The 13,890-nt window shown below is 64.0% G+C and carries 12 protein-coding genes; 7 read left to right on the top strand and 5 right to left on the bottom strand.

The features are described from left to right. Positions 1 to 173: 173 nt before the first annotated feature. The 5 genes from FZ934_RS23625 to FZ934_RS23605 are packed head-to-tail and all read right to left on the bottom strand — an operon-like array spanning position 174 to position 6,329. A complete protein-coding gene (locus FZ934_RS23625) occupies positions 174 to 1,244 on the bottom strand; it encodes an LLM class flavin-dependent oxidoreductase (RefSeq protein WP_153273276.1) in 1,071 nt (356 codons plus the stop codon). A 52-nt stretch (positions 1,245 to 1,296) separates the two neighbouring features. After that, complete coding sequence (locus tag FZ934_RS23620; protein ID WP_153273275.1) at positions 1,297 to 2,451, bottom strand: acyl-CoA dehydrogenase family protein; 1,155 nt, start codon at positions 2,449 to 2,451, stop codon at positions 1,297 to 1,299. A gap of 20 nt (positions 2,452 to 2,471) precedes the next feature. Further along, complete coding sequence (locus FZ934_RS23615) at positions 2,472 to 3,509, bottom strand: ABC transporter substrate-binding protein (protein ID WP_153273274.1); 1,038 nt, start codon at positions 3,507 to 3,509, stop codon at positions 2,472 to 2,474. A gap of 10 nt (positions 3,510 to 3,519) precedes the next feature. Next, complete coding sequence (locus FZ934_RS23610; RefSeq protein ID WP_153273273.1) at positions 3,520 to 4,698, bottom strand: LLM class flavin-dependent oxidoreductase; 1,179 nt, start codon at positions 4,696 to 4,698, stop codon at positions 3,520 to 3,522. A 23-nt stretch (positions 4,699 to 4,721) separates the two neighbouring features. Beyond that, complete coding sequence (locus FZ934_RS23605; RefSeq protein WP_153273272.1) at positions 4,722 to 6,329, bottom strand: ABC transporter substrate-binding protein; 1,608 nt, start codon at positions 6,327 to 6,329, stop codon at positions 4,722 to 4,724. A gap of 274 nt (positions 6,330 to 6,603) precedes the next feature. Between FZ934_RS23605 and FZ934_RS23600 the strand changes: the two genes are divergently transcribed. The 7 genes from FZ934_RS23600 (at position 6,604) to FZ934_RS23570 (ending at position 13,889) form a co-directional block, all read left to right on the top strand. Further along, complete coding sequence (locus tag FZ934_RS23600; protein WP_065690711.1) at positions 6,604 to 7,593, top strand: ABC transporter permease; 990 nt, start codon at positions 6,604 to 6,606, stop codon at positions 7,591 to 7,593. Further along, positions 7,590 to 8,594, top strand: a complete 1,005-nt coding sequence (locus FZ934_RS23595; RefSeq protein WP_153273271.1) for an ABC transporter permease — start codon at positions 7,590 to 7,592, stop codon at positions 8,592 to 8,594. Before FZ934_RS23600 ends, FZ934_RS23595 begins: the two co-directional genes overlap by 4 nt. Continuing rightward, entirely contained in the window at positions 8,594 to 9,586 is a 993-nt protein-coding gene (locus FZ934_RS23590; RefSeq protein ID WP_153273270.1) for an ABC transporter ATP-binding protein, read from the top strand. Before FZ934_RS23595 ends, FZ934_RS23590 begins: the two co-directional genes overlap by 1 nt. Continuing rightward, positions 9,567 to 10,502, top strand: coding sequence for an ABC transporter ATP-binding protein (locus FZ934_RS23585; RefSeq protein WP_153273269.1), 936 nt, complete (start codon positions 9,567 to 9,569; stop codon positions 10,500 to 10,502). Before FZ934_RS23590 ends, FZ934_RS23585 begins: the two co-directional genes overlap by 20 nt. 13 nt (positions 10,503 to 10,515) lie before the next feature. Continuing rightward, the gene (locus tag FZ934_RS23580) at positions 10,516 to 11,574 is read left to right on the top strand and encodes an aldo/keto reductase (RefSeq protein ID WP_153273268.1); all 1,059 of its coding nucleotides are present in this window, start codon (positions 10,516 to 10,518) and stop codon (positions 11,572 to 11,574) included. A 110-nt stretch (positions 11,575 to 11,684) separates the two neighbouring features. Continuing rightward, complete coding sequence (locus tag FZ934_RS23575) at positions 11,685 to 12,893, top strand: acyl-CoA dehydrogenase family protein (RefSeq protein ID WP_432443665.1); 1,209 nt, start codon at positions 11,685 to 11,687, stop codon at positions 12,891 to 12,893. Between the two features lie 33 nt (positions 12,894 to 12,926). Beyond that, positions 12,927 to 13,889, top strand: coding sequence for an amidohydrolase family protein (locus FZ934_RS23570; RefSeq protein ID WP_153273266.1), 963 nt, complete (start codon positions 12,927 to 12,929; stop codon positions 13,887 to 13,889). Position 13,890: the final 1 nt, after the last annotated feature.

Below are 13,890 nucleotides of genomic sequence, written 5' to 3'. Positions count from 1 at the left end.
CAGCTGGCAACCGATAACCACTCTCGCGGCGCCGATACTGTACGGGCCAAACAGAGCCTGCGAAGGATGAAAACCCCGCCGAGTAGCGAACTCAACAAGGTGGGCAGGGTGGATGAGGATGCCTTATGCACTACATTGCCGCAGAGACACCTCAACATTTTCCCACTCACACCTCATTCACGCAGGAGCGGCAGCAACTCGCTCCCTTGGCGTTTAATCTCCGAGAGATAAGGCGTATCCGAGAGCACGAAATGGGTGATGCCGAGATCTTCGTATTTACGCAGCGACCTCGCGACGTCTTCGGCCGAGCCGACCAGCCAGGTCGTGCCAGCGCCGCCGCCGCCGTATTTGCCGGGCGCGGTGTAGAGGTTGTCGTCGAGAACGTCGCCGGCCCGATGCAGGTCGAACAGCCGCTGCTGGCCGACGGCGACCGCCCTGCGGTGATCGCTCCAGCCGGCGCCGTTGCCCTTGGCCATCTCCGCCACCTTCGCCTCGGCGTCGGCCCAGGCCTGCTCGGTCGTGTCGCGCACCAGCGTGGTGATCCTGAGTCCGAATTCCAGCGGCGGCAGATCCCGGTCGAGCTCCCGGCTCAGGTCCTTCAGGCACGCAATGCGCTCGCGGACACCATCGAGCGGCTCGCCCCAGAAGAGCTGGACGTCCGCCTCGGTTGCAGCCACCCTTTCGGCCGCCTCGGAGGCGCCACCGAAATAGAGTTTCGGATGGCGGCGATCGCCGCGCGCCTCAATGCGCGGCACGACGGTCGATTCAGCGACGCTGAAGTGCTCGCCGTCATAGCTAACGTTCTCATCGATCCAGAGCCTGCGGACCAGCCGCATGAATTCCCTGGTGCGGGCGTAGCGCTGTGCCTGGTCTCCCTCCTGGTCGCCATAGGCGGCGAGATTGTCGAGGCCGGAGACGATGTTGACGCGAACGCGGCCGCCGGTGAGGTGGTCGAGCGTGGCGGCGGCCGAGGCGAAATTCGCGGGTCGCCAGTAGCCGGGGCGGATCGCGATCAACGGCTCGAACGTCGTCGTGCTGGCCGCAAGTGCCGCGGCAACAGTGAAGGTATCAGGTCTGCCCCAGCCCGTTCCGATGAGCGCACCTTTCCAGCCATGCTCCTCGAGTGCGCGGGCCTGCTCCGTCAGCGTGGCGAGGCTGTTGTGATTTTCGACAACGGTGTCGCCACGATGCCCCGGCCTGGTGTCATTTGGAATGTACCAAAGGAATTCGCTGTCTTTGCTCATAGCTAGCCTGCGCTTGTGAAATCAAACCGTGAGACCCGAGGGCCTTGTTCCGCTATCGCGGCGCCAGACGAGCAAGCGCGTTGCGGGCGGCGATGGTCCGGATCATGTGGCTTTGCGGCGCATGGGAGCGGGCCGTGATGGCGTCTCGATGGTGACGCTCCAAGTGGAAGTCACGGTTGAGACCGGGGTTTCCGGCAAGCTCGAGAGCGAGGCTGGTGATGGCGACCGCGTTGTCGATGACGACATGGCGGACATGCATGCCATCAAGTCCGACGACCTTGCCGGCATCGACATCCTCGCCGAGTGAGCGCAGCAATCGGGCATTGGTCGCCAGCCGCACCTCGATTTCTCCCAGACCGTCCTGAATACGGGGAACGGTCGAGAGCGGCGCGCCGAGGCTTGCCGGTGTGTGGTGGGCAGCGAAGGCGAGCACCCGGTCGCGCGCGGAAAGCGCAACGCCGTGGTAAACCGCACCGATCAGCGAGAAGAAAAAGGCGGTCGCATGTTCCTCGCGGCGCAGCGGCTCCGAGGCCGGCTGGGCTTCGATGATGTCCTCGAGCGGAATGACGACGTCGTCGAGAATGATGTCGTCGCTGGCGGTCGCATGCATGCCGGCGGCGTTCCAGGCCTTTTCGATGCGCAGGCCGGGGCTGTCGGTGGGAACGAGGAAGGAAGCCAGACGCGGTTCCGCCTCGTCGGTCAGCGCCAGCAGCGCCACCCATTTGAGAACGGGGATGCCGGTCACATAGCTCTTGTGGCCGCTGATGCGCCAGGTGTCGCCATCGCGGCGTGCGATGGTCTCAGGCAACGCGCCGTGGGCAGGGGAGCCGATGCGGGGTTCCGCCTGGGCGGCGTTGATCAGGGCGGGGCCGAGCCGGTTGGCCGAGAGCACCCGCTCTGCGAGATAAGCCGGCCACTTGGCGAAGCGGCGCAGGCTGTAGTGGCTGTTGTAATGCATGGCGAGCACGAGCGCGGTCGAAGGTTCGCCGCGCGCGATTTCGCTGATGACAGCCTGTGCTTCCACGAGCCCGCCGCCGTGGCCGCCATGCTCGGGCGCCGTCACCAGTCCAAGGAGTCCGGCTTCGAAAAGACGGGTGAAATTCTCGAAGGGGAAGTCGCCCGTCGCGTCATGGTGAGCGGCGCGTTCGGCGAAATCGACGGCGAGGCGCCGTGCCTTGTCGACCGGATCGATCTTTTCCTGAAGCATGATGGTTCTCTCTCTCCCGATCAGGCCACGGCGCGGCGGTCGAAGGCGTCGATGTGGCGGCGGTCGACCCAGTCGGCGATGTCGAAATCGGCGGCGAGGAAGCCGAAATCGCGCAGGAAGTCCTTGTAGTGGCCGATCGCATCCACGAGTTCGGGCTGGAGGCCAAGGCCGAGGTGCTTGTGGATGTCCGGGCCATTGGCGGCGAGAACCTGTTCTTCCGTGGCGCCGGCCTCGCGCGCGACGAAGCGCCTCGTTTCATCGGGATGCGCCTCTGCCCAGGCGCTCGCCTTGAAGATCGAGTCCAGCAGGCGCGCGACGAGATCCGGCCGCTCGTCGGCCAAAAGCTCGTCCACCGTCAGGACGCGCGGCGAGCCGGAATTGATGCGGATCTTCGGATCGGGGTGGAAGCCGAACTCCGCCACCTCGACCGCGCCGATGAGGTTGGCGACATTGATGCCCGCCGTGCCCTTCACATAGATGGCGTCGACGTCGCCGCGAATAAGCGCCGCGACCTCCTCGCCATAGGCCTGCCGACGCTTCAACCCGAAGAGCGATGGCCCCTCCTGCGTCGACAGCACGGAGTCCGAAAGCGCGATGTCGGCGATCTCGACGTCGTCGAGTGCCAGCCCTTCAAGCGAGAGGGCGGAAATCAGCCCCTTCAGAGCCGTGGCGCGCATGAAGTCGACGATGCCCTCGGGGCGGCGGGCGATGCCGAAGCGTCTTCCCTTCAGGTCCCGCGTGGTCTTGATGCCTGTCTCCGGCAGGGTGATGATCGCCTGGAATTCGTCGGTCCAGGTGATGCCGATGAGCCGCGTCTTGCGGCCTTCGGAGCGGGCGCGAATGGGCGGCACGTTGCCGCCATGGCGAAACGACCAGTCGAGCGTGTGGTTGAAATGGCTCTGGCGGATGTTGCGGTCGGGTGAATCGATTATCGATTTCAGCGCCACGCCGTCCTTGCGGAAGTTCTCCTCGAGATAACCGAGCTGCGCGGCGAGGCCGACGGGTGTCGGCACCGGGCAACGCGTGTACCAGATTTCGGAAATGGCATTACGGGTCATGGCGGTTCTCCTAGTGGCGCAGGCCGGCTTGTTTCATCAGCGGCAGGACCTCGGTGCCGAAGAATTCAAGATCGTCGCGGAAGTCGAAGAAGCTGAGCTGCAGGCCATCGACGCCGGCCTCCTTCAGCTTGACGAACTGATCGACCACCTGCTCCGGTGAACCGATGACACGAATGTTGCCGCCGATGGCGCGGTAGGGATCCTGGGGATCGCGGCCTTTCCAGGCCTGCGCGTCCGAGTTCAGCGACTGGAAGCCCTGCGGCGAGCGTTGGTCGGCATGGGCGACGATGCGGTCGGCGAGTTCCCAGGCCTCCTTCTCTGTCGGCCGGCAGATCACCATCGGGTTCAACAGCGTGCGCACCGTGCGCCCGACCCCGATCGCCGCGTCCTTGACGCGTTTCGTATGTGCCGGCAGCGATTGCAGCGCGCTGTCAATGTCGGCGCCCGTCGGGCTGGTGATGAAGACGATATCCGAGTAACGGCCGGCAAAGGCGATGCCGGCATTCGAACCGGTGGCGTTGACGAGGATCGGTCGGCCGAAATTAGGTTTCGGCGTGACGAAGCCGCCACCGAGCTTCCAGCTGCTTTCGCCTTCGAAGGAGAAGTTCTCATCGTCGCTCCACAGGCGCTGGACGACCTCGAGGAATTCGGCCGCCAGTTCATAACGCTTGTCGTGCTCGATGCGCGGCCAGCCAAACATTTCGTGTTCGACTGCGCGGTGGCCGGTGACCACATTGATGCCCCAGCGTCCGCCGGTGATATGATCGAGCGTCGCGCCGAATTTCGCCAGGTGCAGTGGGTGCCATGGGCCGTAGAGCACATGCATGGTCGAGATCAGCATGATCTTCTTGGTGAGGCCGGCAAGTGCCGCCGTCGAGACGAAGCTGTCGAGCGCCTGTCCATCGAAGACGCCGCCATAACCGCCCTTGGGCAGCCATTGCGACAGAGCGAAGACGAGATCGAAGCCGAGTTCCTCGGCCTTCAGCGTCAGCGCCTTGTTGTAGTCGAAGCGCCAGTCGGTCGAGCGCTCGAGCGTCGATTGCGTCCAGCCGCCTGCCTGTATCGGCAGGAAGAGGCCGAGCAGCACGGGCTGCTTGAGCGCCTGCGATAGGGGACTATCGGGGAAATCGGTCGGGGCAGGAAATTTTGGCAGGCCGACGATCGAGCCGGGGCGATGTTGAATGGACATGGTTGTTCTCCCGTTGATCCGGCTCAGGACGCTGCGACGTAGGCAAAGGCGAGACTGCCCGCGATGCCTTCGCCGCCGATCGTGTGGTCGGAAATCCGCTTGTTGTAGATCGTCAGTTCCGGCTGGCTGACGATGTCGATCGCCGGAACGTCCTCGACGAGGATTTGCTGGATCTGGCGCCACTGTTCGACGCGCTTGGTCGGATCGACCTCGATTGCCGCCGCCTCGAGCAGCTCGTCGACCTTTGGGTTGCTGTAGGCGGCGCCATTCGAGAAGGGGACGCCCGGCTTGAAGTTCTTGCTCCAGTAGAGGCGCTGCACGCCGACCGTCGGATCAAAGAGGTTGCTCATGCCCTCGAAGGCAAAATCGAAATCGCGGTCGGTGTAGATGCGTTTCGTGTAGGTCGCGAAATCTTGGCTGCGGACCTTGGCGTCGATGCCCACCTTGGCCAGCGCCTGACGGATGTATTCCGAGCCGCGTGGATAGGTTTCGCCACTCGGTACGAAGTCGAGATTGATGTGTGCACGGATGCCGTCGGCGCCGCGCGGATAGCCGGCCTCGTCGAGCAGCTTCTCGGCTGCAGCGAGATCAATCGGATAGGTCTTGAGATCAGGCACGTACCACTTGGCGAGATTGGGATTGATCGGGCCGGGGATGGCGGCGCCGTAACCGTAGTTGATGGTGTTGAGGATGACGTTGCGGTCGATGACATGCGCGAAGGCGCGGCGTACGCGCACATCCTTGAACAGCGGGCGCTCGAGGTTGAACTCGATGCGGCTGACGCCGTTCTGGTATTGATAGCCCTTGGTCTCGAAGCCGAGCGCTTCGACGGCCTGCAGGCGTTCGAGATCGCTGAGCGGAACCGGCGTCGATGGCGCGAGGTCGATTTCGCCGGTCTCGATGGCGATCGAGCGGGCAGCGGCATCCGGAATGAAACGGATGATCAGCTGGTCGAGATAGGGACGGGGCTGATCCCAGTATTCGGCGTTGCGCTCGTAGACGATGTGGCTGCCGCGGACCCATTCCTTGAACTTGAAGGGGCCGGTTCCGATCGGCGCCAGATTGGCCGGGTTCTCCGCGACCTTGGTACCTTCATAGATATGGCGCGGCACGATCGGCGTTTCGGAGGCGGCGAGCGCGGTGATCAGATAGGGCGCCGGCTTGGAGAGCTTCAGGATGGCCGTCTGCACGTCGGGTGTTTCGATGTCGACGAGATTGAGGAAGGTGTTGCGGCCGCGCGGGTGCACTTCCTTCAGCGTCTTGATCGAGAAGGCAACGTCGGTGGAGGTGAAGGGCTGCCCGTCATGCCATTTCACGCCGTCGCGCAGCTTGAACGTATAGGTCAGCCCATCTGGGCTGATGGTCCATTCCCTAGCCAGCAACGGCTTCGGATTGAGCTCGAAGTCGTAGGTGAGAAGGCCTTCCGTGGTCTTCGGCGAGACATAGACCGCGTTATAGGCCGTGTGCGCGATCGTCGTCAGGACGGGTGGCTCGGCAGCCAGCAGAAGCGTTGCCGAACCGCCGCGCGTCGCGGTGGCCGCGAAGGCTGGTAGCCGACCCGTCGCGGTGACACCGAGTGCGACCGAGGCGAGCAGAAAGCTGCGGCGTGTGGGTGCGGGAAATAGTGACATCGTGTTCAACCCTCATGATCCAGGGCCGTCACGGCCCGCTTCAGTGCCATTCCGCAGATCGATCCTGCTTTAGAGATTTTTGCCCCATCACTGCTTTGGAGTAGGATGAAAACCTATGCGTTGTCGATATGCGGTATTAGATTGCTAAAAATGCGTGAAAGTTCGCTTCTGTTGGAATTATCTACCAATATTGATTTGACAAAACCCACAGATTTAGTCAACTACTAAGCGACACGACGAGGTGAAATCTTTTCAGATCGCGAGGTAGGAGCACATGTCGGCTTACAGGCGGATTGGTCGAACGATCAGCAGGACGATCATTCAGGCTGTGCCTACGATGCTTGGGATCGTCATCCTCAACTTCTTCCTCTTGAAGCTGGCGCCCGGCGATGCGGCGGATGTGATGGCGGCCGAATCCGGCTCCGCCACGGTCGAGACCATGGCGGCGCTGCGCGAACGCTTTGGGCTCGATAACCCGATCCTGGTGCAGCTCGCCAACTACCTGAACAACCTCGCGCATTTCAGCCTTGGCTTCTCTCCGCGCTACGGCATGTCGGTCGCGGACCTGATCGGTCAGCGCCTGCCGGGCACTCTGATGCTCATGTTGGTGGCTCTGGCGATCGCGATCGTGGTCGGGTTGCTGCTCGGCTCCCTGATGGCCACCTTCTCCGGGCGCCTGCCGGATCGTATCATCTCGGTGATCTCGCTGCTGTTCTATTCGATTCCGGGCTTCTGGATCGGCCTGATGCTGATCCTGCTCTTCTCGGTCAAGCTCGGCTGGCTGCCGAGTGGTGGCGACAGCACGATCGGTTCGCGGCTGACGGGTCTCCCAGCCTTGCTTGACAGGGCGCGCTACATGGTGCTGCCGGCAACCTCGCTCGCACTCTTCTATCTCGCGATCTATGCCCGGCTGACGCGCGCCTCGATGCTGGAGGTCAAGTCGCAGGATTTCGTGCGCACCGCGCGCGCCAAGGGGGTCTCGCCTTTCGTGCTGACCACGCGGCACGTGCTTCGCAACGCTCTCATTCCGATCACCACCATGGCCGGCATGCACTTCGGCGGGATGCTCGGCGGCGCTGTCGTGGTCGAAACCGTCTATAGCTGGCCGGGTCTCGGGCGCCTTGCCTTCGAAGCCGTCATGGCGCGCGATTTCAGCGTGCTGCTCGGCATCCTTCTGCTTTCGTCCTTCCTCGTGATCGTCGCCAACGCGGCCGTCGATCTCCTGCAGGCGTGGATCGATCCCCGAATTGGAGCAAGCCGATGAACAGTCAGAAACTCGGAACACTGGCCGGCCGGGCGATCGACTTCGCGCCGCAGGCAAACGCCGAGACGACCCCGCAAATCACGGAAGCGCCGAAGCAGTCGCGCTGGACGCATATCCATGCGCCCGATGTCCGAGCCTCGGTTTCAGGTATTGCTTGGCGTGGCGCTAGCCGGGAGCTCAAGATCTTTCTTGCGAACTACAACGCCCTGTTCGGCACGGCGATCCTGCTTCTGGTTGCCCTCTCGGCGCTGCTTGCGCCGCTTATCTTCCCGGGCGATCCGCTGGAGATGGTGGCGCGACCCTTTCTCTGGCCCGGGCAAAACCCGGCCTATCCGCTCGGCACGGATTCGATGGGGCGCGACGTGCTGGCCGGCATCGTGCATGGCGCACGCATTTCGCTGACCGTCGGGCTTGCTGCCACCGCGCTCGGCCTGACGGCGGGCATCGCGATCGGTGCCGTCGCCGGATACTTCGGCGGCCTAGTCGACGATATCCTCGTCAAGTTCATCGAGATCTTCCAGACCATACCGAGCTTCGTGCTGCTCGTCGTTCTCGTCGCCATCGCACAGCCCACGACGGCAACCGTGACCATCGCCATCGCGATCGTCTCCTGGCCGACGGTGGCGCGCCTGACGCGTGCGGAGTTCCGGGCGATCCGTGAGAAGGATTATGTGCAGGCCGCCCGCAGCCTCGGCTTCGGCCACACCCGCATCATCTTCCGCGAGATACTGCCCAATGCGCTGCCGCCGCTGATCGTGACGTCGTCGGTGATGGTGGCAAGCGCGATCCTGATGGAATCGGCACTTTCCTTCATGGGCCTTGGCGATCCCAACCGCGTCTCCTGGGGCTCGATGATCGGCGCCGGCCGCGATGTCATCCGCACCGCCTGGTACCTGACGGCGCTGCCGGGGCTGGCGATCGTCTTCACCGTGCTCTCGCTCAACCTGATCGGCGATGGCCTGAACGACGCGCTGAACCCTCGCTTCTCGGAGGATCGTTGATGGCCAAACTTCTCGAGGTTTCCGACTTCTCTGTACGCTTCGCGTCCGCCGAACCGGTGAAAGGCGTGAGTTTCTCGGCCAATCCCGGCGAGATGCTCGCGATCGTCGGAGAATCCGGCTCCGGCAAGTCGCTGACGGCGCTCGGCCTGATGGGCCTGCTGCCGCGACATGCAAAGGCAGGCGGCCAGATCCGTTTCGACGGTCGCGACCTCGTCGGCCTCCCGGAACGGGATCTGCGCCGCATCCGGGGCCGCGACATCGCCATGATCTTCCAGGAGCCGATGACCTCGCTTAATCCGGTACTGACGATCGGCGACCAGATCATCGAAGTGCTGCGCATCCATGAGGATCTGAGCCGGCGCCAGGCGCGTGAGCGCGCCATCGAGTTGCTCGATCTTGTCAGCATCCCCGAGGCGCGCCGCCGCATCGACGAATATCCGCACCAGCTATCCGGCGGCATGCGCCAGCGCGTGATGATCGCGATCGCGGTCGCCTGCAATCCGAAGCTGCTCATCGCCGACGAAGCGACGACGGCGCTCGATGTGACGATCCAGGCGCAGGTGCTGCAGCTCCTCGATAATCTTCGGGTGCAACTGAACATGGCCGTCATCCTGATCACCCACGATCTCGGCATCGTCGCGCAATGGGCGGACCGCGTCGTTGTCATGTATGCCGGACGCAAGATCGAGGAGGGGCTTCCGGGCGAGGTGTTCGAGAAGCCGTATCACCCCTACACGAACGGCCTCTTATCGGCATCGCCGCGCCTGAAGGCCGATTACCACTATCGCGACGGGCCGCTGTCGGAAATCCCGGGCTCGATCGTTTCGGCTGCTGGCGAAAAGGGCTGTTCGTTCCGCCCGCGCTGTCCGGTCGCGCGGCCCTCATGCGCTTCCGTGGTGCCGCAACTGATCTCGTTGCCCGCCGGTAGGCAGGTGGCGTGCCCCTATGTTCCAGCCATTGCGGAGAAGGCCCATGTCGCTTCTGTCGGTTGACCGGCTCTCGACCCATTACGCCGGTGCCGGCGGCACGGTGCGCGCAGTCGATGGCGTCTCGCTCGAGATCGCCGAAGGCGAGACGGTGGCGCTGGTCGGAGAATCCGGCTGCGGCAAGTCCACGCTCGGCAAGTCGCTGGTGCGGCTTGTCGATCCGTCGTCCGGAAACGTCACCTTCAAGGGCAGGGACGTCACCGCGATGGCGGGACGCGAACTACAATCGGTCCGGCGCAGCATCCAGATGATCTTCCAGGATCCCTTTGCCTCGCTCAACCCGAGGCAGACGATCCGCACCATCCTGACGGCGCCTTTGGCGGTCCACGGCATCGGCGAGCGCAAGCAGCGCGAGGCGATCGCCGCGCAGATGGTCGCTCATGTCGGCCTGCCGGCGGACTCGCTCGATCGCTACCCGCACGAGTTTTCCGGCGGCCAGCGCCAGCGCATCGGCATCGCGCGGGCGCTGATCCTGCAGCCGGAACTGGTCATCTGCGACGAGCCAGTCTCGGCGCTCGATCTCTCGATCCAGGCGCAGATTCTCAATTTGCTGGTGGAGATGAAGACGGAGCTGTCCCTCTCCTATCTATTCATTTCGCATGACCTCTCGGTCGTGCGTTATTTCGCGGATCGCGTGCTCGTCATGTATCTCGGCCGCATCGTCGAGAGCGCGCCGACGAGCGAGCTCTGGAAGGGCGCCAAGCACCCCTACACGCAGGCGCTGCTCGCCGCCGTGCCCGATCCATCGCGGCGAAAGCAGGCCGCACCGATAACGGGCGATCTGCCGAGCCCGCACAACCCGCCCTCCGGCTGCCGTTTCCACACGCGCTGTCCGCTCGCCACCGATATCTGCCGGGTTGAAGACCCGGCATTCCGCCAGTTCGGCAGCGGCCATGCCGCCGCCTGCCACCACGCTCAGTAAGAAGGAGAATACAATGGTCGATTATCGCTATCTCGGGCGCAGCGCGCTCAAGGTGTCACCGCTCAGCCTGGGAACCATGATGTTCGGTGGCCCGACGCCCGATGACGTCGCGTTCCGCATCATCGACAAGGCGCGCGAGCAGGGGATCAACTTCATCGACACCGCCGATGTCTATCACGACGGCAAGTCGGAAGAGGTTGTCGGCAAGGGCATCAAGGCGCACCGCGATCACTGGGTGCTGGCGACGAAGTTCGTCAATTCGCACAAGAAGGGTCCGAACCTCGGTGGCCAATCGCGCAAGTGGGTGATCGAGACCGTGGAGAATTCGCTCCGCCGCCTCAACACCGACTATATCGACATCCTCTATTTCCACCGCGCCGTCTTCGACGCGCCGCTGGAAGAGCCGGTGCGCGCCATCGCCGACCTGATCCGCGCCGGCAAGCTGCGCTACTTTGGCGTTTCCAACTTCCGCGGCTGGCGCATCGCGGAGATCGCACAGCTTGCCGATGAACTCGGGATCGACCGTCCGGTGGCAAGCCAGCCGCTCTACAACATCGTCAATCGCACCGCAGAAGCCGAGCAGCTGCCGGCCGCCCATCACTATGGTCTCGGCGTCGTCTCCTACTCGCCGCTCGCCCGTGGTGTGCTGACCGGCAAGTACGAGCCGGGCAAGGAGCCGGCTGCAGACACCCGCGCCGGCCGCGGCGACAAGCGTATTCTCGAGACCGAATGGCGTCCTGAATCGATCGCCATCGCCAGCGAGATCGCCGCGCACGCCGCTCGCAAGGGAATCTCGCCGACCGAGTTCGCGCTCGCCTGGGTGCTGAACAACAAGCTGATTTCGGCCGCCATCACAGGCCCGCGCACGGAAGAGCATTGGGACAGCTATATCCGCGTGCTCGACGTCAAGCTCGACGCCGAGGACGAGGCGCTGGTCGACAGGCTGGTCACGACCGGTCATTCCTCCACCGCAGGCTTCAACGATCCGAGCCATCCGGTCGAAGGCCGCGTGCCGCGCGGTGCGCCAGGCGGTGCCGACAATGTCGTACCGCTGGCGCGCGCCGTCGCCTGATCATGACCTCTAGATAACAAGACAGGGGCCCGCCGCTGAGGCGGGTTCCTCCAACCTCTGGCCGAGAAGGATCCCGCATGCCGAGTACCGCTCCCTCATCACTGTCCCCAATGCCCGCGCAAGAGGGCGGTGAGCTCTCGGCGCTGCTTGCAAAGATCCCGACACTTGTCGCGGAGATTGCGAAGGAAGCGGCCAAGCGTGATCTCGAGCGGGAACTTCCCTTCGAAGCCTTTCGCCAGTTCAAGGAAGCGGGGCTCGGCGCGCTGCGGGTTCCCGTCGCGCTCGGCGGACCGGGCGGATCGGTTGCCGATTATATCGAGATGATCATGGCGATCGGCGCGGCGGATTCGAACGTCGCGCATGCACTGCGCAGCCATTTCAATTTCACCGAGACCCTCATTCTCACGCCGAACACGGCGATCGACCGCACGCAGCTCGGCCGGGTTCTGTCGGGCAGGCTCTTTGGCGGCGCGCACACCGAACAGGGGACCAAGCGCCCGGGCGAGGTGACGACGCGGTTGACGAAATCGGGTGATCACTACCGGCTCAACGGCCGCAAATGGTATGCGACGGGCACTGCCTTCTCGGACTTCGCCTCCTTCAGCGCCAGGAATGATGACGGCGAGTTCGTCAGCGTCCTGCTCCCGGTCGATCGCCCCGGCATCTCTATCCTCGACGACTGGGACGGCATGGGCCAGCGGCTGACCGCGAGCGGTGGCGTTCTGCTCGAAGATGTTGAGGTGCTGCCGCACGAGATTTCGACGCGCGGGCTGAACACGCTGGTCGGGCGCCACACCTCGACCCTGCGGCAGCTCCACCTCGCGGCCTCGATGGCGGGCGCGGTGCGCGGCGCGTTGGCCGAAGGCACCGATTATGTCCGCCGGCAGGCACGCTCAGCCGCCCACAGCGCCGCCGAAACCGCCAATGTCGACCCCTTCGTGCAGAAGATTTTGGGTGAGATCGCTGCCGGCTCCTTTGCCGTCGATACGCTGATCCGCGAAAGCGCCCGCGCGCTGGACAAAACGGCAGAGCTTTTCGGCGCGGGCGATCCACAGGCACTCGAAGCGGCACTGATCGAGAGCGCGCTGACGACGGCGCGCACCCAGATCGTCGCCTCGCAAATCGCATTGGCGGCCGCGACCAACGTCTTCGAACTCGGCGGCGGCTCCGCGACTTCGCGCCATCTAAACCTCGACCGGCACTGGCGTAACATCCGCACGGTGCTCAACCACAACCCGCTGCTGCACAAGGCGCGCGTGGTCGGCGACTTCTACATCAACAGAACCACAACGCACCTGGAGGAAGGCAAAGTCTTCTAAAGCCATCCACGCAGCGATCGTCACGGAGTCACCATGGGCAAGCTCGATATCGTCGATTTCCATACGCATTTTCTGCCGCAGGGCTGGGAGGTCTATCGGGTGCCGGGTCGGCCGCTCGATCCGCTATGGGCACGGATCGGCACGAAGATCTCCGATCTCGATGCGCTGATCGCCGACAGCGATGCGGCCGGTATATCGCGGCGGGTTATTGGCGTTGCGCTCTCGATGGTCGCGGTGCCCGATGCGGATCTAGGCGACGTCAGCCGTCGGCTGAACGACGATCTCGCCGCCACGGTTGCGCGCCGTCCGGATCGCCTCTTTGCCCTGGCGACCGTGGATGCATATGGCGGTGAGGCAGCCGCGGCCGAGGCGCGGCGCGCCATTATCGGGCTCAACCTGTCCGGTCTGTTTCTCGACAGCGCCAAGGGCGACAGACTGATCGATGCGCCGGAAGCGCGGCCGGTCCTCAAGGTCGCGGCGGAGCTCGGCGTTCCCGTCTTCCTGCATCCGATCAATCCCGAGCCGCTTTCGACACAGCTGTCCGGCCTCGGCAGGCTCGGCACCCGCCTGAGCCGCGGCACGATCAACGCCGCCGCCGCGATCTCGCTGGTGACGTCAGGCGTGTTCGAGGAATTGCCGGAGCTTCGCGTCGTCATCACCGCACTTGGGGTCTCAGCGCTCGCTCTGACCGGCCCCTTTGGCGAACTGCCTTCTATTTTCGTCGACGCGCCGGCCGGCAAGCGGCGTCATCTCTATATCGACATCATGCCCTCTGAGGCGCGATTCATTCGCTTCGTGACCAGCCTTGTTGGCGCTGATCACGTGCTGACCGGCAGTGACTGGCCGATCCTCGGACACGACCCGACGCAGGACGGACTGGCGGCAGCCTTCGAAGCGGCTGGACTGAGCGAGCATGAGGCGGAGCTGATTGCCAGCCAAAACGCGCGTGAACTGCTGAAAGGTCATCGCCGCGACCGTGACCGGCTTATCGCATAAG

Origin of the sequence: Rhizobium grahamii (assembly GCF_009498215.1) — a bacterium.
GTDB classification, from domain to species: domain Bacteria; phylum Pseudomonadota; class Alphaproteobacteria; order Rhizobiales; family Rhizobiaceae; genus Rhizobium; species Rhizobium grahamii_A.
The sequence above is the reverse complement of the archived record's forward strand: the minus strand, read 5'-3'. Positions and strand labels throughout refer to the sequence as shown.